The following is a 20,640-nucleotide window of genomic DNA, read 5'->3' as shown; positions in this document are numbered from 1 at the left end:
CACCCCGCTGGTGCCGGTGGTGTACCGGATCAACATGCGCGACCCCAACAGCCTGTTCACCACCCAGGCGTTCCGCATGCGCAACCGCGACCTGATCTACGTCTCGAACGCCCCGTTCACCGAGGTCTCGAAGGTGCTGTCGGTCTTCACCTCCGTTACCGGCCCGGTCTCCTCGGTGGCGACCGCCTACTATTACGCGAAGTAAGCGCGGGACGACTTTCGCGCGTCGGCGGAAAACAATCGCGTTCCGCTGCGTCCTCGCGTATGGGCTTCCCGTGCGGTTTGGTGCGGCGCGGGAGCGCCCGGACGAAGCCGCGACCCACCCGCGCCGGTGGCTGCCTCGCGCAAGGATGCCTAGAAGAGCCCGATGAAGATCGGACGCGTCGTCTCCGCCCGCGGGCTGTTCCGGCCCACGCTGTTCCCCTTGAGCCTGTGTCTCGCGCTCCTGTCGGCCGGGCCGGCGGCGGCCGATGTCGTGGTCGGCGTCGCGGTTCCGCGCTCGGGCCCCTACGTGGCGGTGGGCGAGCAGGTGCTGCGCGGCGTCGAGGCCGCGGCCCGGGATGCCAACGCCATGGGCGGGCTCGATGGGCAGCCCGTCACCCTCGACGTGCAGGACGATGCCTGCGACTCGAACACCGCCACCGCGGTCGCCAACCACTTCGTCCGCTCCAACGTGCGCCTCGTGGTCGGCCATGTCTGCTCGAACGCCTCGATCGCGGCCTCCGACATCTACGCCCAGAACGGCATCGTGATGATCAGCGCGGCCTCGGTCTCGGCCCGGCTCACGGACCGGGGCCTGCCGAACGTCTTCCGGGTCTGCGGGCGCGACGACGACCAGGCCCGGCTCTCCGCCGCGGTGCTCGCCGAGCGGTTCCGCGACCGCAAGATCGCGCTGATCCAGGACCAGACCCCGGCCTCCCGGACGCTGGCGGCCGCCACCAAGGACAACCTCAACCGGATCGGCATCAACGAGGCCCTGTCCCTGTCGTTCGCGCCGAGCGACGCCGACGACGCCGCCCTGGTGGACCGGCTCAAGGGCGCGGGGATCGAGGTGGTGTATTACGGCGGCGACGCCGCCGAGATGGGCCGCCTCGTGAAGGTCGCCGCCGATCGCGGCTACCGTCCGCAATGGTTCGGCACCTCGGCGATCGCGACGCCGGACTTCGCCAAGGTCGCGGGCTCGGCCAGCAACGGCGTGCTGATGACCTTCTACCTCGACCCGAGCCGCCAGCCCGCCGCCGCCGCCGTCGTGAAGGCGTTCAAGGCCGAGGGCGTCGATCCCACCGGCTCGACCGTCTACGGCTACGCGGCCCTGCAGGCGCTGGTCGCGGCCGGCAACTTCGCCCATTCGGTCGAGCCGAGGCCGATCGCCCAGGCGCTCCATACGGAGCGGTTCGACGTCGTGCTCGGCACGGTCGGGTTCGATTCCAAGGGCGACGTCACCGCCCAGGGCTATGTCCTCTACGTCTGGAAGGACGGCAGCTTCACGCCGGCCGGGAAGTGAGTTCTCGCTCTCAAGCCCCGGCCGATAGCCGCGCCTTCGCGGCTTGAGCCAGAAAGGCGGATCGGCTCTCGCCGGTCGCCTCGGCGGCCCGGTCGATCCGTCGGAGGAGGCCTTCCTCCATTGAGATGTTGACGCGCACGGCCCGGCCTGGAAGCTCGACCTGCATGAGCGCGACCATCGCGTCGGCGCTGTCCTCGCAAAAGCCCGGGTCGCCGCGCAATTCCTCCAGTGCCCGCAGGCGCGGGATCTCTTCACCGTCCTCCGCCATTCCGGCGACGTGGAAGGCCAACATCTCGGCGGCCTTCCGGTAGAGCGTGTCGAGATCGCCCGCGACCGTCGTCGCTCCCGGGAACTCCGGGAAGGAGGCGCCGAACCGGCCGTCCTCCTGGTGCACCAGCATGACAACGTGAGCCATTTCCGCCATCTCGGTCGCTATCACCATCGAGGGATCAGGCCGCAGGTCCCGAGAGGTCGCGGCCTGATCTGTCACCAAGTCCATCCAGCCTGCCGATAGATACTACGTAGGGTTCAGTCGGTATTTCCGGCTCGCCGGTATCGACTGTGACTTTTCCGGGCTTTCTCGGATGCTTGAACTGGACGTGATCGCCGGGTCCCTTCCGGGCGACGAACCAACCGTCCCTCTGAAGCGCCGCGATCACCCCGCGTGTTGTGCGGTCACGCACCTTCTTCGACATGCCTGGAACACTCTCTGCCCCTCTCGCCGCGCTTGCTGCTACAGGAGGGGACTCCCATGGTTCCGACAGGCACAAGATTACACAACGCACCGCGCAGCGCAACAGACGTGTGTATGTGTGCGCAACGAGTTTGAGCCGTTCTGGCTGAACGTGACGATAGCGATTGGCATCAGCCTGCGATCAATCTGAGGTGGGGAGCCTCCTACCCCCGCTCGGCGGCATCGACCTCCGCACCGCGTCCCAGCCCACGCAGCAGCTCGGCGAGGTGCGGCCGCACCCGCAGCTGCAGCGCGTGGAGCCGGCGGACCGCCTCGCTGAGCCGGCCCTCGCGGCCGAGCCTCTCATCCGCGAAGCCGATCATCCGGGCGTTGGGCCAGGCCGGCTCGCGCAGGGCGTGCAGGCGGGCGACCAGGGCCTCGGCGGAAACGTCGGGTTCGGCCTGGGCGAACAGCATCAGCAGCGCCGCGGTGGAGCGCGACAGGCCGTAATGGCAATGGACCAGGAGGTGGCCGGCACCGTCGAGGTCGCGCCCGAAGCCGAGGATCGCCGCGATATGTTCGGGCTCGGGCGGCACGAGGCCGTCGCCGGGGCCGAGGCAATCGTGGAAGTGCAGGGTCGTGCGGGCATGGGCGCCGTAGGCGGCGAACGCCTCCGGCTCGGGCGTGCCGGGATCGAGCAGCGACAGGACGTGGCTGACCCCGCTCGCGCCGTGCCCGGCCAGCTCTTCCAGGCCGCACACGGTGTGCAGGGTGACGTCGGGGAGGGGCATATCGGGGAGTGGCATGTCGGGATCGGCTCGCATGGTCGGGCGCCTATCACGGGGGCGGTGCGGTTTCGAGGCGCCATGGCGCCACGGCGGCAGCCCCGCATGCCGCGGGTGCTTTCGAGAACGGCCGCGGACGTGCTACCTGCGCGCCGACCTTCCGCCGGCCGGATTGGACACGCTGAGACGAGATGCCGTTGGACGAGCCCCATGATGCGCCCTCCCGTACCGCCGGAACCCGCCGCGCGGTCCTGACCGCCGGCCTCGGCGCGGCGATCGCCGCGCCGCTGGCGGCGCCGGCCCTGGCCCAGGGCGCTCCCGAGCTGCGCTGGCGCCTGTCCTCGGCCTATGCCAAGAGCCTCGACATCCTGTTCGGCGCCCCCGAGGCGCTCAGCCGGATCGTCGCCGAGGCCACCGACGGGCGGTTCCAGATCCAGGTGCTCGGCCCCGGCGAGCCGGTCCCGGCCGAGACCCTGCTCGATGCCGTGTCGGCCGGCACGGTCGAGATGGGCCACGGCCCGGCGACCCTCGGCCAGGCCAAGGACCCGACCTTCGCGCTCGCCACCGCGATTCCGTTCGGCCTCAACGCACGGGGCGCCGCCGCCTGGTGGCTGGCGGGGGGCGCGGCGGAGCTGTTCGCCGAGGTCTTCGCGAAGTCCGGCCTGGTCTGCCTGCCCGGCGGCAATACCGGCGCGCAGATGGGCGGCTGGTTCCGGCGCGAGATCAAGAGCGTGGCCGACCTCCAGGGCCTCAAGTTCCGCATCGGCGGCATGGGTGGGCAGGTGCTGACGAAGTTCGGCGTCCAGCCGCAGGCGATCCCCGGCCCCGAGATCTACCAGGCTCTCGAGACCAAGAAGCTCGACGCCGCCGAGTGGATCGGCCCCTACGACGACGAACGGCTCGGACTGCAGAAGGTCGCCCCGGTCTACCATTATCCCGGCTTCTGGGAGGGCGGTGCGATGCTGCACTTCTGGTTCAATGCCGAGAAGTGGAAGGCCCTGCCGAAAGCCTATCAGGCGATCCTGCGCTCCGCCGCCGCCGAGGTCGGGGCCGAGGTCCAGGCCAAGTACGATGCGCGCAACCCGCAGGCCCTGCGCCGGCTGGTCGCCGGCGGCGCGCAGCTGCGGCCGTTCCCGCAGGACGTGATGGAGGGCGCGCTCAAGAACGCCAACGACGTCTACGCCGAGATCGCCGCCAAGAACGCCGATTTCCGCCGGGTCTACGAGGCGATGCGGACCTTCCGGAACGAAGAATATCTCTGGTTCCAGGTCGCCGAATACACCTACGATAACTTCATGATTCGGGCCCGGGCCCGAGGATAGCGAAATCTCGGTTTCAAAAGGTCGTCGACCTTTTGCGGGCGAAGGGCGCAGCCCTTCCTTCTTCGGGGCTCCGCCCCAAACCCTGCCAAAGGGCTGAGCCCTTTGGAAACCCGGCCTTTGCTGTTGCTATCCGGGCGCGCCGACCAGGGGAGGAGACGGCATGATGGGGACCTTGAGACTCGGCCTGGCGCTGCTCGGGGCAGCGCTGCCGCTCCCGGCGCTGGCGCAATCGCCCGCCAACCTCACCGCCCTGCGCGGGCTGGCCCCGGTGGCCCGGCTTCAGGGGAGCCCGGCCGGCAAGGCGGCGCTCGACGCCAACCTGCGGGTGACCGGGGACATCCAGACCGGTGCCCTCAAGCAGCCGACCCTGCTGCCGTTCCCCGAGCAGCAGCAACTGGCGCTGCGGGACTGCTTCATCACCGACGGCAACGCCTCGGGCCTCGCCGACGGCCTCGGCACGGCGCTCGCCACCGCCTATCAGGGCCGGGCGCGCTACAGCGACTCCAAGACCTTCACCAGCGTCGCGCAGCCGGTGGCCGACCTGATCGGCTACACCAACAACGTCACCAAGTCGGACTCGAATTCCGGCAAGTACTTCTTCGCCAACGGCACGATCCACGGCACGCACGCGGTCTCGGCCGAGGCCGCCGCGCTGCTCACGGACGGCACCGTCACCGACGTGTTCGGCAAGGCCTACGGCCGGCCGGCGGGCAGCCCGGGGGCCGACCGGTTCGGCAATTCGCGCCCGTTCCAGACCCTGCCGCATCTCCAGGCCTATCGCGGCGCGGATTATTTCGGCGCGGCGTCCCACTCGTTCGACTGGCTGCGCGGTCCCAAGCAGGATCTCGTCGACAGCCCGTCCTATCCCAGCGGGCACACGACCTACGGTTACACCGAGTCGCTGATCCTCGCCCTGCTGGTGCCGGAGCGCTACCAGCAGATGGTCGCCCGCGCGGCCGAATACGGCAACGACCGGATCATCGTCGGCGCGCATTACGCCATGGACGTGATCGGCGGGCGCACGACCTCGCTGCACGCGGTGGCGCATCTGCTCGCCAACGATCCGGCCTATGTCGGCCAGATCCGCAGGAACCCGGCGGTGATCGACGCGAACGCGGCCGACGCGGACAAGCGCGTCGGCGTCACCGATTACCGGGCGCTCCTGACGGAGGCGCGCGCCGCGATGACCGAAGCCCTCGCGGCCGGCTGCGGCGGCACGGTGGCGGCCTGCGCGGCGCAGGATACCGGCCGGTTCAAGGACCCGGCCGCCAACGCGGCCTTCTACGAGGCGACGCAGACCTACGGGTTGCCGGTCGTGCACGACGCCACCGCCAACGCCCGGGAGGATGTCGGCACGATCGCCCCGGAGGCCGGCCACCTGCTGACCGCGGCCTTCCCGACGCTCACGCTCGCGGAGGCGAACGCGATCCTGACCGAGACGCAGGGCCCCGGCGGCGGCTTCCTCGACGACGGCTCGGAGTTCGGGGTCTATTCGCGGATCAACCTCTACGCGGCTTCCGGCAAGGCGGCGGCGCTGGCGGCGAGCCGGGCGGGGGCGAGCGCTACGCGCTGACGGGGTGCGACTGAGGGGCGTCAGAACACGGCGTGGTCGCCGCGCTCGGCCACGGCCTCGCCCCGGACCAGACGCCCATAGTAGGCGAACAGGGTTTCCGACCCCGTCGACGGCGTGGCCTGCGCATCGTAGCGGCCCGTGGCCGGATCCAGGACGAGCATCGACTCCGTGGCGTAGTAGCGCCCGATGCGGGCGAGCTCGGCCTTGGCGGCGAGCGCCGGGACCCAGCGCCCGAGCGTCGCCAGGACGGCGATGATCGCGTCCAGCAGGGCCACCGGCACGTGCCGGAAGCGCGGCTCGCGCCCGAGCAGCGCGAACAGGTGCTCGCCCTGCGCCCTGGGGGTGATCGCCGAGCCCGGCCCCCCGATCGGGAGCACGCGGTTGCGCCGGCCTTCGTCGTCGATGCAGTCGGCGAGGTACTGGCCGAGATCGTCGTCGCTGATCGGCTTGCAGGCGGTCAGCAGGCCGTCGCCGAAGACCAGGAACGGCTTGCCGCGCCTCACGCGGTCGATCTGCCCCGAGAGCGATTTGAAGAAGGCGGTCGGCCGCACGATCGTGTAGGCGAGGCCCGACCCGATCAGCGCCTGCTCGAACGCCAGCTTGGCATGCTGGAACGCGAGGACCGGCTTCTGGACGCAGATCGCCGAGAGCAGGACGACCTGCGTGATGCCGGCCGCCTTTGCGGCCTCCAGCGCGTTCAGCTGCGCCTGATAGTCGATCGCCCAGGCATCGTCGGGCAATCCGGTGCGCGAGGCGAGGCACGAGACCAGGACGTCGAACGTCTCGCCCCGGATGCCGTCGCGGGCGAGCGCGGCCGGGTCGGTCACGTCCGCGACCCGGCCGGTGGCGCCCGCGGGCAACGGGGCGGGCCGCCTGACCAGGCAGACGACGACCGCGTGCCCGCGCGACACCAACGCCCGAACCGTCGCGCGGCCGATCGTGCCGGTGCCGCCGAGGACGAGGACGCGCCGCGGGACCGGGCCGTTCGGCCGATCCGCCGTCACGGCACCCGCTTGCGCAGCACGAAATTCCCCACCGCCAGGAATTTCTGCGCCCGCTTGCCGGTGTCGACCTCGGTGGTGAACACGTTGCCCTTGGAATCGACCGCGAGGTTGTGGACCCAGTGGAACTGGCCCGCCATGCGGCCGTTCCGGCCGAAGGCGCCCACCGTCGCGCCGGTGGCACGGTCGAGGGTGCGGACCTCGTTGTTGGCGCCGTCGGCGTTGAGCAAAAAGGTCTCGTCGGCGTCCGGCCACAGGGCCAGCTCCCAGACTGAGCCGTTGGCCCGGGTGTTCTTCTCGACGACGAACTCCTTCACGAAGCTGCCGTCCTTCCGGAACACCTGGATGCGGTTGTTGGTGCGGTCGCAGACGTAGACCAGCCCGTCCCGGGCGATGCGCACGCAATGGACCGGGTTGGCGAATTGCTGGCGCGGGGCGGCGGCCGGGTCGTAGGGGCCGAGCTTGTCGTCGGTGGGCGGCTTGCCGTAGGCGCCCCACATCCGCTTGAACGCCCCGGTCTCCCGGTCGAATACGATGATGCGGTGGTTGTAGTAGCCGTCCGCCACGTAGACCTCGTTGGCCGCCATGTCGAAGTCGACGTTGGCGGGCTTGCCCAGGCGGCTGGTGTCCTGGCTGTCGGTCTGCGGCCCGGACTTGCCGATCTGCAGGACGAACTTGCCGTCGGCCGTGAACTTGAGGAGCTGGCCGTCCTGGTCGCCGTTGCCGGCGATCCAGACGAAGCCCTGGCCGTCGATCTGGATGCCGTGCTCGTTGGTCGGCCAGTCGTAGCCCTCGCCGGGGCCGCCCCAGCTGCGCAGCAGGGTTCCGTCCTGCGAAAATTCCAGCACCGGCGGGGCCGGCTTGCAGCATTTGCTGCGCGGCGGATCGAGGCTTGCGGCCTTCTCGTCGTCGGTGAGGGTGCCGGGCCGCTGGACCACCCAGACATGGTCCTGCGCGTCGACCGCGACGCCCGCGGCCTGGCCCAGGATCCAGTCGTTCGGCAGCGGCTTCGGCCAGGACGGGTCGACCTGGAACTGCGGCGCCTCGGCCGCCGCGGCCGCCCCGGCCCCTGCGAGGGCGAGCAGGCAGGCCAAAGCCGGCAGCGCGGTGGAAAGCATCCTCATGGCGTGTCCTCCGGCGCCTGTCCCGGCGCTCGCAGGCAGCATGGCGTCCCGCGCGGCCGGGGACCAGCGCTCCCGCCCCGGTTCGGTGACACCGGGGACCGAACAGAAAAAAGGCCACTCCCGAAGGAGCGGCCCGAAGTCTAGGGAGGAAACGCCCAAGAAGGGCAGCGGGATCGCGACGCCATCGCCATCCCGCGCTGCACAATCTGCGCGCGCCGCGAAAAATTACAAGCCCGTCGGGGCGGAAAGGCTGGCCTTTCGTGCGGCCGCACACGCATCGCGATCCGGCTGTGTCGAAAATGTCGCATTCGCATCGGGGCCCGGCGGGACAGACTTCCCGCGGTGCCGGACGGCAAAGCGCACCGTAAACCGTTGAGAAACACGGATTTCGCCGCGCGGAACCGAGGCCCTGCGATCCCGTTCCACTGCGGCAATTCATGACGGCCGCGTGAAGGGACGAATTCGTTACCCGCGCTAGCTGTCCGGCCAAGTCTCTATTGGGACGGACAAAGAAGGACTGCGAGCGGGTATGGCGATCCAGGACGAGCGGATCCGGGTTCTCAACGACGTGGAGCCGGCCAAGGACGGGCGTTATGTCCTGTGTCTCCTCCAGCAGGCCAACCGCGCCCAGTTCAACCCGGCCCTGGAACTCGCCATCGAGGAGGCGAACCGTCTGGGCCTGCCGGTGGTCGCCTGCTTCGGCCTGCTCGACGGCGCCAGCGGTTTCCCGGAGGCCAACGCCCGGCACTACGCCTTCCTGCTCCAGGGTCTCGCGGATGCGAAGGCCGGGCTGGAGAAGCGCGGCATCGGGTTCGTGATGCGCAAGTGCTCGCCCGCCAGGATCGCCATCGACCTGGCCGCCGAGGCCGCGCTGCTGGTGCTGGACCGGGGTTACCTCGCGATCCAGAAGGGCTGGTACCGGGAGATCACGAAAGCGGTGAAGACCCGGATCGTCCAGGTCGAGGGCGACGTGGTCGTCCCCGTCGAGACGGCCTCGAACAAGCACGAATTCGCCGCCCGCACGCTCCGGCCGAAGCTGAACCGGCTCTGGGACCCGTTCATCGCCGACCTGAAGCCGCGCAAGCCCAAGCATGCGGCCAAAGCCGTGACGCCCGACGGTGAGATCGACGTCTCCGATCCGGAGGCGGTGCTCGCCGGCATGAGCCTCGACCGGGAGGTCGGCCCGGTGAAGCGCTTCGTCGGCGGCGAGACCGAGGCGCGCAAGCGACTCAAGGCGTTCCTGAAGGACGGGTTCGAAGGCTACGGCGCCGGGCGCAACATGCCGGAGGCGGCGGCCGCCTCGCACATGAGCCTGTTCCTGCATTTCGGCCAGATCTCGCCCGTGGAGATCGCCCTGGCGGTGCGGGAGGCCAAGGCCGGCGACGACGACGACCGCGGCGCCTACCTGGAGGAGCTGATCGTCCGGCGCGAGCTCGCGATGAACCACGTGTTCTTCACGGAGGGCTACGACGACTACGACACGGCGGTGCCGGACTGGGCGCGCAAGACGCTCTCCGAGCAGGCCGAGGACGAGCGACCGAACCTCTATTCGGAGGACCAGCTCGCGGCCGGCGAGACCCACGACCTCTATTGGAACGCCGCCATGCGCGAGATGCGCGAGACCGGCTACATGCACAACCAGCTGCGCATGTACTGGGGCAAGAAGATCCTGGAATGGTCGCCCTCGCCGAAGGAGGGTTTTGCCCGGACGCTGCGGCTCAACAACCGTTATTTCTTGGACGGGCGCGACGCGAACTCCTTCACCAACGTCGCCTGGGTGTACGGCCTCCATGACCGCCCCTGGCAGCGTCGCCCGATCTTCGGCACGGTCCGCTACCAGAGCGAGAACTCGCTGAAGAAGTTCGACGCGAAGGCCTACGTGAAGGCGGTCGAGCGGCTGTGCGAGGCCGAGGGGTGAGGGGCCTGCTCGCTCCGGTGCAGTCCCATCCTCTGCCTCATCCTGAGGTCTGAGCGAGGCTGATACGCAGCACCTCGGGATGAGGGGGCGATTTGGACATCTGCCGATCGACTGTGTCTGCTCGGCGATCCCCCATTCCCCGCAAGCCACGCTATACCGCAGGCTCCGGCTGTGCGGACGAAGTGCCTTTTCATGACCGAGATGCGGGACGCACCGACGACCAGGGAGCCGGCCGCGTCGGGCCCGAAACGCTCCCGCTACCGCCGCTCGATCACGCGCCTGCGCTCGGCGTCGCGGGAGGCTTATCCGCTCTGGCGGGGGCGGCTGCTGTTCCTCGCGGGCGGCATCTGCGTCGGCCTGGCCGCGGTGCTGATGGCCAAGGGCGCCGACCTCGCGCAGGACGGGTTCCGGCGGCTCACCGCGCCCTCGCCGCTGATCGCGCTGGTGCTCACGCCGGCGGGCTTCGCGCTCGCGGCCCTGCTCGCCCGGACGGTGTTCCCGAACTCCCAAGGCTCGGGCATCCCGCAGGTGATCGCGGCCCGGCACGCCCGGGACGCGCGCTTCCGGTTCTCGCTGATCTCCCCCCGGGTGGCGTGCGGAAAGGTGCTGGTCCTGTTCCTGGGCCTCCTCTGCGGCGCCTCCGCGGGCCGCGAGGGGCCGACCGTGCAGGTCGGCGCCGCGATCATGGCCGCCTTCGGCCGCCTGACGCCGGACCGCCTGCCGGGGCTGTTGCTCGCGGGCGGCGCGGCCGGGGTCGCGGCGGCGTTCAACACGCCGCTCGCCGGCATCGTGTTCGGCATCGAGGAGCTGGGCCGGGCCTACGAGGCCCGCTCGTCCGGCCTGATCGTCGCCGGGATCGTGGCCGCGGGCCTCACCTCCCTCTGGCTGCTCGGCAACTACACGTATTTCGGCACCAGCCAGGCGGATCTGCCCCTGGCTGCCAGCTGGATCGTGCCGCTGCTGGCCGCGTTGGGCGGCTTCGCGGGCGGGGTGTTCAGCCGGCTGATCATCCTGTTCGCCCGCGGCCTGCCGGGGGCGGCCGGGCGCCTGATCAAGGCGCGGCCGGTGGTCTTCGCGGCGCTCTGCGGCCTGTGCGTCGCCCTGTGCGGGCTGGCCTCGAACGGCACGGCGTACGGCACCGGCTACGAGGAGGCCCGGGCGTTCCTGCACGGCGATGCGGCCACGTCCTGGACCTACGCGCCGCTGAAATTCGCCGCCACGGTGCTCAGCTCGATCAGCGGCATCCCGGGCGGCCTGTTCGCGCCCTCGCTGGCGGTCGGGGCCGGGATCGGCGGCACGGTGCACGGCCTTCTGCCGGACATGCCGGTGGGCGCCCTCGTGCTGATCGGGATGGTCGCCTACCTGACCGGCGTGCTGCAGGCGCCGATCACCAGCTTCGTCATCGTCACCGAGATGACCCAGAACCACACGATGATGATCCCGCTGATGATCGCGGCCGTCATCGCCGACGCCGCCTCGAAGGCGATCTGCCGGGGCGGGCTCTATCACACGCTGGCCGAGATGATGCTGGAGCGTGCCGACGTACCGGCCCAGCCGGTGGCCAAGACTGCGTGAGGCTGAAAAAGCCTGAGACTAAAAGGCTGTCGGAATCGCGCGCGCGCGGAACGGTCTCGCTTGCGGCCGGTTGAGGGATCGATTGTAGTTCGCCCGTGTCTCGGGCGCATCCGGAGTGACGCGATGACCTTGCTGAAATGGGCCCTCATCTGCTTCGTGATCTCGCTGATCGCGGGCGGCCTCGGCTTTACCGGCATCGCCTCGGGCGCCGGCTCGCTGGCGCGCATCCTGTTCGGCCTGTTCCTGCTGGTCGCCATCGTGATCGTGGTCATCGCCTTCGCGGTCGGCCAAGCGGTGTTCTAAGCCGCATGGCGGACGCGATGCGGGACAGGGTCTGCCTCGTCACCGGGGCGACCAACGGCATCGGCTACGAGACGGCCCTGGGGCTCGCGCGCGATGGCGCCCGGGTCGCCATCGTCGGCCGCGATGCCGACAAGACGCGGGCCTGCGCGGAGCGGATCCGTTCGGCGGTCCCGGGCGCCGTCGTGGACCCGCACGTCGCGGACCTGTCCAGCCAGGGGGAGATCCGGCGGCTCGCCGGGTCCCTTCGCGCGACGTATCCCCGCCTCGACGTGCTGGTGAACAATGCCGGTGCGATCTTCGACCGGCGCGTCCTCACGGTCGACGGCATCGAGCGCACCTGGGCGCTCGACCATCTCGGCTACGTGCTGCTGACGGTGGAACTCCTCGACACCCTGAAGGCCTCGGCGTCCGCCGGGGCTGGCCCGCGCATCGTCAACGTCGCCTCGGCGGCCCATGAACGCGGGCATGTCGACTTCGCCGACATCGAGGGCGCCCGGCGCTACGGCGCGATACGGGCCTATTCCCAGGCCAAGCTTGGCAATGTGCTGTTCACCTACGCGCTGGCCCGGCGGGTGCGGACCGACGGCATCACGGTCAACGCCCTGCATCCCGGGGTGATCGACACCGGCTTCGCCAAGAACACCGGCGGCCTGTTCGGCACCGCGTGGTCGCTGATGCGCCCGTTCCTAGCCAAGCCCGAAAAGGGCGCCGAGACCTCGCTCCACGTGGCGACCGCCCCCGAACTCGACGGCGTCACCGGCCGCTACTTTTCACGGTGCCGGCCAAAGACCTCGTCGGCCGAGAGCCGCGACGAAGCCGTTCAGGAGCGCGTCTGGGCGCTGAGCCTCGCGCAGGTCGGGCGGGGCGGCTGAGCAGCCTTCGAGGCGCCGGTCGGGGGCGTGCTCCGCTCTGCAGGGTCAGGCCGGCCGCCTCGGTCGTCGCCAAGGTCCGAATGGCGGGACGGCGCGCGGCGGGGGATCCGGTGCTGCACATGGCCCGGCGCCGCATCGTCGGGATGCGCGGTTCCGACGGGCGTCCCTCACATCAGCTGCGGCTCAACGTGCAGGTAGTGCGCATCGAACTCCGCGAAGACCTTCAAGCGCCCCCAGTCCAGGATCGTCAGCGTGCGCTGTCGATGCTGGATCATCTTCTCGGCACGCAGGTCCCTCAGGATTCGGTTGACGTGCACGGGGGTGAGGCCCAGCGCGTCGGCCATGACCGTCTAGGTGATCGGGAGGGGGCAGCGTCCTTCCTCCTTGACCAGGCCCGCCGCCTTCTGCCGGACGTACAGTTCGCAGAACAGGTGCGCCAAGCGCCTGGGACCGGACCGGCGGCCGAGCCCGATCATCCACTCGTTGGTGATCGAGGCGGTCACCAGCACCTCGCGCCAGAGCGCCGCCGTGACATCGGGGTAGTGCACCATCAGGTCATGGAGGGCGCCGTGCGGGATCAGGGCGACGGTCACCTGTGTGAAGGCGCCGATGCCCAGGTCGGCGGTGGGCAGATGCAGGCTCTGCAGGTCGGGGATGTCGCCCGCGATGTGGAACGCCAGGAACTGACGCTCCCCTTTCTGCAGCAGCTTGAAGCGCCCCATCCAGCCGCTCAGGACGAAGCAGCAGCTCGCCGAGCGATCGCCGGGATGGATAAGGTCGGTGTTCGGCTCCAGCGCCTGCACGGAGACCGGCAGCGCCATGATGGCGCGCTGCGCCTCAACGGAGATCGGCATGTCCCGGGACAGCCGCGCCACGAGCGTCGCAAGCGGATGGGTCGTCGTGAGCTGCATCTCGCCCCGTCACGTCTGCTCGACGGAAGCGCACGCCTCTGCCAGTCATCGAGGTCTGAGCTTGAGCGGAAGCTTCGGGAGAGAAATTCACATAGATCAACTCGACCCCGTGAAAGCGATTTTTGCGCACGGGCTTGGAGCGCCCGACGCCGATACCGGGTCGGCGCCAGACAGTGCCCGAGAACGGGGACCGCTTCGGCGGAGCAGCCACAGGCCAGTCCAGTTCAAGGTGGCGGTGTAGATCGGCTTGCCGTCCTCGTCCGTCACGACCACCGAGAACGCGCGGCGGTCGCCGTCGTCCGGCACCTCGTGGCGCGCGATGTCCGGCAGCAGGCGCAAGACGTGCTGGCGGACGGCCGGGAGGTCCTCGAGCGCGGTGCCTTCGTCATCGCGGCCATAATGCGCGGGCCAAGCCGCCATTATAGATGTCGAAGAAGTAGCGAGGCCTGTAAACGTTTTGCTGGTGGGCGAATTTACCCGCAACAACGCACGTTAGAGCCGCCATCACCGAAGGAGATGCCGGGACGGCGCCAATGAACGCGTCGACTCGCGGGCTCGGTCCCGACGGCGAGGCGGGTCGGTTGGGCGGTCACGCCCGCGTCACGCCGCCGCCCGCACCGCGTGGTCGGCCTGGGGCTGGATCTCGATGAACACCCGCGTGACCTGCGGGTTGCGCTGCTTCAGCGCTTTGTCGAGGCGGGTGACGAGGCCCTCGACCTCCCCGGCGCTGAGGTCGTCGGCCATGTCGATGCTGACATTCACCAGGATGTCGGTCGGCCCGAGATGCTGGGTCAGCACCTCGTTGAGGTGGAGCACGCCGGGCTCGGCGCGCACGAGGTCCGAGATCGCCGCCACTACGGCAGGGTCGGCGGCCTCGCCGATCAGCAGGCCGTGGGTCTCGATCATCAGAAACACCGCCATCCCGACCAGTACCAGGCCGATCCCCACCGAGGCCCAGCCGTCGAGGCTCGGCCTATCGAGCCAATGGGCCAGGACGACGCCCGCCAGGGCGATCAGCAGGCCGATCAGCGCCGCGGTGTCCTCGGCCAGGATCGTGAACAGGGTCGGATCCTTGCTGCGGCGGATCGCCCGCATCGCCGAGTGCTTGCCCTTCTCGGCCCAGAACTGGCGCATCGCCACGAACCACGAGATCCCCTCGGCCACGATGGCGAAGCCGAGGATCGCGACGTTCACCCAGATCCCCGGCAGGGTGTAGCCGAACAGGTGCGCGTCCGCGTCCGGCGAGGGGTGGCGGATCCGCTCGACGCCCTCGTAGACCGCGAAGACGCCGCCACCGAGAAAGATCATCAGCGCGACCACGAAGGCGTAGAAATAGATCTCGCGCCCGTAGCCGAACGGGTGCCGGGCATCGGCCGGCCGCTTGGCCCGCTTCATCCCGACGAGCAGCAGCACCTGGTTGGCCGTGTCGACCACCGAGTGCACGCCCTCGGCGAGCATCGCGGTCGAGCCGGTGAGCGCGCCGCCGACGAACTTCGCCGCCGCGATGGCGAGGTTCGCCCCCGCCGCCGCGTAGATCGCTCCCGTGCTCTCGTGCGCCATCCCGGCCTCCGTGTCCGCCGCCCAAGCCTCGCCGCCCAAGCCTCGCCACCCAAGCGTTGCCGTGCGGCACCGGTTCCCGTGTGGACGCGTGGCGGTGCCCCGTGCAAGCTGAGATCGATCAGGACGCCTTGGAGCACGCATGGCCGACGCGCAGTACGATCCCGACAACATCTTCGCCAAGATCCTGCGGGGCGAGATCCCGTGCCACCGCGTCCACGAGGATGCGGACACGCTGGCCTTCATGGACGTGATGCCCCAGGGCGAGGGACACACCCTGGTGATCCCCAAGGCGCCGTCCCGCGGGTTGCTCGATGCCGACCCGGCCGCCCTGGCGCCCCTGATGGCGAGCGTCCAGACGGTGGCCCGGGCCGTGAAGGCGGCGTTCGAGGCGGACGGCCTGACGGTGTTCCAGTTCAACGAGCCGGCGGGCGGGCAGACCGTGTTCCACCTGCACGTCCACGTCATCCCCCGGTTCGAGGGCGTTCCGCTGAAGCGCCACGAGGGCGGGATGGCCGACAACGCGGTGCTGGCCGAGCACGCCGCGCGCATCCGGACGGCGTTGCAGGCCGGTCGCTGAGATTGCCGGGTTCGACAGGTCCGTGACCTCTCGCGGGTGCAGGGTGGCGCCCTTCGGGAACCCGGTTCAGGCCGCGCTGGCGATGAGCCGGCGCAGGGCGGCGTTCTCGGCCTCGAGTTCGCTGATCCGCTGCCGTAGGGCGGCCTCGGTATCGAGGGCGGACGGGGCCGCCCGGGCCGGCTCTTCGAACACGACGCCGATTCCGTCCTCCCGGCGCCAGCACAGGCTGGCCCGGTAGGTCCGGTCCCGCTGCGGGATGTAGAGGTCGAACACCTGCGGCAGGGTCGTGGCGTCGCTCAGGACCAGCCGGGCGCCCGAGGCCGAGAGGTCGCGCACCAGGCAGTCGAAGCTCGACGAGCCGTTGTTGAAGACGATGCGCCCCTTGAGGAAGACCCGCTGGCGCGTCTCTTTGCGATGATCCGTCATGCGGGCCAGTCTGCCGGCCAGCCCTTAAGGATTCCTGGCTGCAATACGGTCTTGGCGCCTATTCCCGAGGATCACGCGATGAAGCGCCGGTCCACCGTCTGGAACAGGTAGAAGCCGTTGAAGCGCACGGCGGTGTCGGCGGCCCGGTCGTCGAAATCCAGGGGCGGCCGGCTGGCGCCGTCGAGCTTGCCTCCGAAGGTCCAGCGGCCGGCACCGATGAACGGCGGCACGGTGCTGGCCTCCGGCACCGCGCAGCACAGGCCCTCGACGGCCTTCAGCTGGAACAGGTTGTAGCTTCGCATCGGAGTCCCTCCGCTTGGCCGCCCCGCCTGCCGAATGCATCCAATACCAGATCGAAGACTGGATAGATTCGGCTTGACCGTGCTCATAATGGCACAATCGGTCGAGTTTGTGACGGTCAAGTTTCAGGGACGTTTCGCTCCAGCTCCGCGATCCAGATCCGCGCCGAGCCGTCGGACGGCGCACGCCAGTCGCCCCGGGGCGACAGCGAGCCCCCCGCCGACACCTTCGGGCCGTTGGGCAGGGCCGAGCGCTTGAACTGGCTGAAGCCGAAGAACCGCTTCAGGAACACCCCGAGCCAGCGCCGGATCTCGGGCAGGTCGTAGGCGACCCGCTTGGTCTCGGGGAAGTCCGGCGCCCAGTGGCCGCGCGCCTTGTCGCCCCAGGCGTGCAGCGCCAGGAAGGCGATCTTCGACGGCCGGAACCCGTAGCGCAGCGTGTAGAACAGGTTGAAGTCCTGGAGCGCGTAGGGGCCGATCGTGGCCTCGGTGCTCTGCGGGCTGTCGTCCTGGTCCACCGGCACCAGCTCGGGGGAGATCTCGGTGTCGAGGATCGCCTGGAGGGTGTGGCTCGCCCCGGGATCGACCTCGCCGTTGCCGATCACCCAGCGGATCAGGTGCTGGATCAGGGTCTTGGGCACGCCGGTGTTGACCGCGTAGTGGCTCATCTGGTCGCCGACGCCGTAGGTGCACCAGCCGAGCGCCAGCTCCGAGAGGTCGCCGGTGCCGATCACCAGCCCGCCCGCCTGGTTGGCGAGACGGAACAGGTAATCGGTGCGCAAGCCCGCCTGCACGTTCTCGAAGGTCACGTCGTAGACCGCCTCGCCCCGGGCGAACGGGTGGCCCATGTCGGCGAGCATCTGCTTGGCCGCCGGCCGGATGTCGATCTCGGCCGCGGTGCAGCCGAGCGCCTTCATCAGCGCGTGGGCGTTGGTCTTGGTGGCGTTCGAGGTGGCGAAGCCCGGCAGCGTGTAGGCCAGGATGTCCGAGCGGGGATAGCCCAAGCGGTCGAACGCCTTGGCGATCACGATCAGCGCGTGGGTCGAATCGAGGCCGCCGGAGACGCCGATCACCGCCTTGCGGGTGCCGGTGGCCTCCAGCCGCTGGGCGAGCCCGGCGACCTGGATATTGTAGGCCTCGTAGCAATCCTGGGCGAGCCGGGACGGGTCGGCGGGCACGAACGGGAAGCGCTCGATCCGCCGGATCAAGCCGAGATCGTCGGCCGGCGGATCGAGCCGGAAACCGATCCGCCGGTAGGGGAGGGGGCTGCCCGACACGTTGTCGTCGAAGCTGCCGGCCTGGAGACGGTCCTGCGCGATCAGGTCGAGGTCGATGTCGGCGAGCGTCGCCACCGGGCCGGTGGGGAAGCGCTGGCCCTCGGCCAGCCGCACCCCCAGCTCGTCCACGCTGGTCTGGCCGTCCCAGGACAGGTCGGTGGTGGATTCCCCCTGGCCGGCGGCGGCGTACACGTAGGCGCAGGCGCCCCGCATCGAGGCCGCGCGGGACAGCAGCGCCCGCGACTCGGCCCGGCCCACGGTGATCGGGCTGCCCGAGAGGTTGGCGAGCACCGTGGCGCCCGCGAGCGCGGCCCGCATGCCGGGGGATTCCGGCACCCACAGGTCCTCGCAGATCTCGACCCCGACCACGAGGCCGGGCAGGTCCTCGGCCGGGAACAGCAGGTCGGTGCCGAACGGCGCGTCGTGGCTCGCGACCCGGATGGTCTCCCCTACGATCCCGGCGCCGGAGGCGAAGTGGCGCTTCTCGTAGAACTCCCGGTAGTTCGGCAGGAACGTCTTCGGGATCACGCCGAGCAGCCGGCCGCCCTGGATCGCCAGCGCGCAATTGTAGATCCGGTGGCGCCAGCGCAGGGGCGCGCCGACCAGCAGCAGCGGGCGTAAGGCGGCCGATCCGGCGACCACCCGGGCGGCGGCGGCCTCGACCGCGTCGAGCAGGGTCTGCTGCAGCAGCAGGTCCTCGATCGCGTAGGCCGAAAGCCCGAGCTCGGTGAAGACCGCGAGCGCCGCCCCGGCCTCGTGGCAGGTCCGGGCGAGGTCGAGCACCGTGTCGGCGTTGCGGGGGGGATCGCCGGGATGGCTGCGCCCGGTGCAGGCCGCCACCCGGGCGAAGCCGTGGCGGTACAGGGACCGGAAGCGCGCCGTCGGATCGGTGGGGGAGGCGGAAGTCGGCTGGGTCACGGGCGCCTGTCCGGGTGAGGGGTGGCTGCCGGTATCATATGGAGCGCGGCCACGCCCCGGCGACGCGCATCCCTCCACTGCAATGCCGCACTTCGCTCGCCCCCGCGCCCCCGCGCGACAGGCCGAAAATCCCATCGTGGTGTCCAGCCCGAGGGGGTGCGACAAGCCTCCGTTAACGACAATTGGCCTAACTCGGGGCAGCCCGCCGGCCACCGGCGGATCCCTGTTTCGAGTATCGTTCGAGAACCCATGCGCGCATCGGGACGGCCTCCGTACTCTCACCGTGACCCTGCCCGCCCCGTCCGCGGCGGCGACCGTTCGGGCCTGTCGCTCGGCGCCCTGGCGCACCGGCTGATGGCCTTGCGGGCGAGCCTCGCCCGCCGCCTGTCCGGCACTCCGGCCGGGCTGCCCGCCCGCCCGGCCTACGGTATCCCCGGCCGCCGGGCGGAGCCGAGCTGGTTGACCGCCCCGGCCGCCATGGTCGGACGGGACGGCTTCGAGCGCGGCCCGCGCGCCGGCGCCTCGGCGCCCCCCGAGCACGTCTGGCCGGACCAGGTCTTCGACGACCGGGCGAGCCTCGACGCGCTCGACGAGCCGCGCTTCGAGAGCCGGATCGACCGCAGCGCCTCGACCCCGGGCGTGCTGGTGCGCCAGCCGCGCCGGCCCGCCTCGATCGCCCCGGAGGATTCGCACCCCGCGTCTCCGGTCCAGGCCGCCGCCGCCCCGGCGGCGCGCTGGACCCGGACGCCCGATTCGGTGCTGCAGGAGCGTCGCCAGCGGGCCCTGGAGGCCGAGCGGGTCGCCCTGGAGCGTGCCCGCGCCGAGGCCCATGCGGCCGCGCAGGCCGTCGAGACCGAGCGCAAAGCCCGCGAGCAGGAGGCCCGGGATCTGGCCGAGCGGGAGCAGGCCGAGCGGGAGCAGGCCGAGCAGGCGCGGGTCGCGACCCTTTCCGCCATGCCCGAGATCGTGCCGACCGAGTTCGCCGAGGATGGCGGTGTGGTGCCGCTGTGGCGCCAGCCCTTCGTGGCGCCCCCGGGCGTCCGCTATTTCCGTACCCCCGACCGGCGCCCGGTTCGGCCGAGCGTCGAGCTGTCCACCTCGACGGCGGCGATCGCCCCCGTCCTGGAACCCATGCCGGTCCAGGGCCCAGTCCCGGTCCAGGCTCTTGTGCCGGAGCCGGCCATGCCCGAGGTTGCCGCCGAGGCGCCGGCGCGCGACTGGTCCGACCTGCCGGACTGGTCCGAGGTCCAGCCCTGGTTCGACGGCAGCGATTGGAATGCCGGCGACGGGTCGTCCGTGGAGGCCTGGGCCGCGCTGGCGACCCAGCCCATGGCGGCCGGCCTGGAGGCGGCGGTCGCGGCCGTTCCGGTGATCGCGGCGGTCAACGCGGTGCCCGACCTGCCGGTGGCCGAGCCGCTGTACGAGGCCGCGCACCCGCAGCCGCCGCGCCCGGTCTACGTTCTCGACCGGCTGGTGCGGTTCGATCAGCCCCCGCGTCCGGCGGACGGCCAGGACAACGGGCGCGAGGGCACGCAGGACACCGTTCGGGATCACGATCGGCCGGCCGACCCGCAGAATGCGGAGACGGCGGCGATCCGGGACGCGTTCCTGCCGGCCAAGCCCGCCCTCGCGCTGGTGTTCGGTCCCGGCAGCGCCGCCACCGAGGCGCCCCGCCGCGCCCCCGCGCTCTGCGCCATGGCGGCCCGGGCGGCGATCCGCGCCGCCGGCCAACCGGTCGTGGCTGCCCCTGTGGCCAAGCCCGAGGATCTGCCCGAGCATCTGCCCGAGCACCGGCCGGTCTCGGACACGATGACGCCTGCGTCCGCCGATCCGGTCCGGGTTCCCTCGGACGCCGACCGGGTGGTGATCCCGATGACCCCGCGCACCGTGCTGCTGCGCGGCAAGATGGCGCCGCAGCCCGAGCCAGCCGCCGAGCCAGCCGCCGAGCCCGTTGCCGCCGAGCCCGAGCCGGTTCACGCCGAGCCCGCCTCTGCCGAAGCTGCCCCGGAGCCGGTCGAGGCG

Annotated in this window: 20 protein-coding genes and 2 pseudogenes; 10 read left to right on the top strand and 12 right to left on the bottom strand. The window is 70.7% G+C overall.

Going from position 1 to position 20,640, the window contains the following annotated elements; all coding sequences use genetic code 11:
• A pseudogene (locus FV242_RS25960) lies at positions 1-205 on the top strand (sugar transporter); the annotation flags it as partial.
• 162 nt (positions 206-367) lie between these two features.
• Complete coding sequence (locus tag FV242_RS25955; RefSeq protein ID WP_147910954.1) at positions 368-1,504, top strand: branched-chain amino acid ABC transporter substrate-binding protein; 1,137 nt, start codon at positions 368-370, stop codon at positions 1,502-1,504.
• 10 nt (positions 1,505-1,514) lie between these two features.
• Here the strand turns inward: FV242_RS25955 and FV242_RS25950 are convergent, their stop codons facing one another.
• The 3 genes from FV242_RS25950 to FV242_RS25940 form a co-directional block, all read right to left on the bottom strand.
• On the bottom strand, positions 1,515-1,919 hold the full coding sequence (locus FV242_RS25950; protein WP_147940934.1) for a type II toxin-antitoxin system HicB family antitoxin: 405 nt from the start codon (positions 1,917-1,919) through the stop codon (positions 1,515-1,517).
• A 34-nt stretch (positions 1,920-1,953) separates the two neighbouring features.
• Positions 1,954-2,199 (bottom strand): type II toxin-antitoxin system HicA family toxin, encoded by a 246-nt coding sequence (locus FV242_RS25945; RefSeq protein WP_147940933.1) that lies wholly within the window; start codon positions 2,197-2,199, stop codon positions 1,954-1,956.
• Between the two features lie 202 nt (positions 2,200-2,401).
• Positions 2,402-2,983 (bottom strand): tyrosine phosphatase family protein, encoded by a 582-nt coding sequence (locus FV242_RS25940; RefSeq protein ID WP_246692882.1) that lies wholly within the window; start codon positions 2,981-2,983, stop codon positions 2,402-2,404.
• A 170-nt stretch (positions 2,984-3,153) separates the two neighbouring features.
• Between FV242_RS25940 and FV242_RS25935 the strand changes: the two genes are divergently transcribed.
• Entirely contained in the window at positions 3,154-4,284 is a 1,131-nt protein-coding gene (locus FV242_RS25935; protein ID WP_147910152.1) for a TRAP transporter substrate-binding protein, read from the top strand.
• 160 nt (positions 4,285-4,444) lie between these two features.
• Positions 4,445-5,857, top strand: coding sequence for a phosphatase PAP2 family protein (locus FV242_RS25930; protein WP_147940932.1), 1,413 nt, complete (start codon positions 4,445-4,447; stop codon positions 5,855-5,857).
• A 20-nt stretch (positions 5,858-5,877) separates the two neighbouring features.
• Here the strand turns inward: FV242_RS25930 and FV242_RS25925 are convergent, their stop codons facing one another.
• Together FV242_RS25925 and FV242_RS25920 are read right to left on the bottom strand one after the other, a co-directional pair.
• Entirely contained in the window at positions 5,878-6,861 is a 984-nt protein-coding gene (locus FV242_RS25925) for an NAD(P)H-binding protein (protein ID WP_147940931.1), read from the bottom strand.
• Complete coding sequence (locus FV242_RS25920; protein WP_147940930.1) at positions 6,858-7,982, bottom strand: hypothetical protein; 1,125 nt, start codon at positions 7,980-7,982, stop codon at positions 6,858-6,860. The genes FV242_RS25925 and FV242_RS25920 overlap by 4 nt, the downstream gene beginning before the upstream one ends.
• 529 nt (positions 7,983-8,511) lie before the next feature.
• Here FV242_RS25920 and FV242_RS25915 point away from each other — a divergent pair.
• From FV242_RS25915 to FV242_RS25900, 4 genes are all read left to right on the top strand, one after another.
• Positions 8,512-9,900 (top strand): deoxyribodipyrimidine photo-lyase, encoded by a 1,389-nt coding sequence (locus tag FV242_RS25915; protein ID WP_147940929.1) that lies wholly within the window; start codon positions 8,512-8,514, stop codon positions 9,898-9,900.
• A gap of 201 nt (positions 9,901-10,101) precedes the next feature.
• The gene (locus FV242_RS25910) at positions 10,102-11,475 is read left to right on the top strand and encodes a chloride channel protein (protein WP_147910163.1); all 1,374 of its coding nucleotides are present in this window, start codon (positions 10,102-10,104) and stop codon (positions 11,473-11,475) included.
• A 123-nt stretch (positions 11,476-11,598) separates the two neighbouring features.
• Positions 11,599-11,778 carry a DUF1328 domain-containing protein gene (locus FV242_RS25905; RefSeq protein ID WP_007566531.1) on the top strand — a complete coding sequence of 60 codons (180 nt, stop codon included), beginning with the start codon at positions 11,599-11,601 and terminating at the stop codon, positions 11,776-11,778.
• Between the two features lie 17 nt (positions 11,779-11,795).
• Positions 11,796-12,650, top strand: a complete 855-nt coding sequence (locus tag FV242_RS25900) for an SDR family oxidoreductase (RefSeq protein WP_147940935.1) — start codon at positions 11,796-11,798, stop codon at positions 12,648-12,650.
• Between the two features lie 167 nt (positions 12,651-12,817).
• On the opposite strand, the gene FV242_RS25895 is transcribed toward FV242_RS25900, so the two are convergent.
• The 4 genes from FV242_RS25895 to FV242_RS25880 form a co-directional block, all read right to left on the bottom strand.
• Complete coding sequence (locus FV242_RS25895; RefSeq protein WP_147940928.1) at positions 12,818-12,994, bottom strand: helix-turn-helix domain-containing protein; 177 nt, start codon at positions 12,992-12,994, stop codon at positions 12,818-12,820.
• A gap of 6 nt (positions 12,995-13,000) precedes the next feature.
• On the bottom strand, positions 13,001-13,561 hold the full coding sequence (locus FV242_RS25890; RefSeq protein WP_147940927.1) for a Crp/Fnr family transcriptional regulator: 561 nt from the start codon (positions 13,559-13,561) through the stop codon (positions 13,001-13,003).
• 96 nt (positions 13,562-13,657) lie between these two features.
• A complete protein-coding gene (locus FV242_RS25885) occupies positions 13,658-13,981 on the bottom strand; it encodes a hypothetical protein (protein WP_187278564.1) in 324 nt (107 codons plus the stop codon).
• 180 nt (positions 13,982-14,161) lie between these two features.
• A complete protein-coding gene (locus FV242_RS25880) occupies positions 14,162-15,121 on the bottom strand; it encodes a cation diffusion facilitator family transporter (RefSeq protein ID WP_147910158.1) in 960 nt (319 codons plus the stop codon).
• Positions 15,122-15,260: 139 nt separating this feature from the next.
• Here FV242_RS25880 and FV242_RS25875 point away from each other — a divergent pair, with 139 nt between their 5' ends.
• A complete protein-coding gene (locus tag FV242_RS25875) occupies positions 15,261-15,698 on the top strand; it encodes an HIT family protein (protein WP_147940926.1) in 438 nt (145 codons plus the stop codon).
• A 66-nt stretch (positions 15,699-15,764) separates the two neighbouring features.
• On the opposite strand, the gene FV242_RS25870 is transcribed toward FV242_RS25875, so the two are convergent.
• From FV242_RS25870 to FV242_RS25860, 3 genes are all read right to left on the bottom strand, one after another.
• Positions 15,765-16,124 carry a PilZ domain-containing protein gene (locus tag FV242_RS25870; protein WP_147910160.1) on the bottom strand — a complete coding sequence of 120 codons (360 nt, stop codon included), beginning with the start codon at positions 16,122-16,124 and terminating at the stop codon, positions 15,765-15,767.
• Between the two features lie 71 nt (positions 16,125-16,195).
• Complete coding sequence (locus FV242_RS25865; RefSeq protein WP_147910161.1) at positions 16,196-16,426, bottom strand: hypothetical protein; 231 nt, start codon at positions 16,424-16,426, stop codon at positions 16,196-16,198.
• A 116-nt stretch (positions 16,427-16,542) separates the two neighbouring features.
• Positions 16,543-18,618 (bottom strand): NAD(+) synthase, encoded by a 2,076-nt coding sequence (locus FV242_RS25860; protein WP_147940925.1) that lies wholly within the window; start codon positions 18,616-18,618, stop codon positions 16,543-16,545.
• A gap of 249 nt (positions 18,619-18,867) precedes the next feature.
• Between FV242_RS25860 and FV242_RS25855 the strand changes: the two are divergent.
• Positions 18,868-20,640, top strand: a pseudogene (locus tag FV242_RS25855) (hypothetical protein); the annotation flags it as partial.

Source organism: Methylobacterium sp. WL64 (genome assembly GCF_008039945.1).
Classification (GTDB): domain Bacteria; phylum Pseudomonadota; class Alphaproteobacteria; order Rhizobiales; family Beijerinckiaceae; genus Methylobacterium.
Note: the sequence above shows the minus strand (reverse complement) of the source record. Positions and strands in the feature narration are given on the sequence as shown.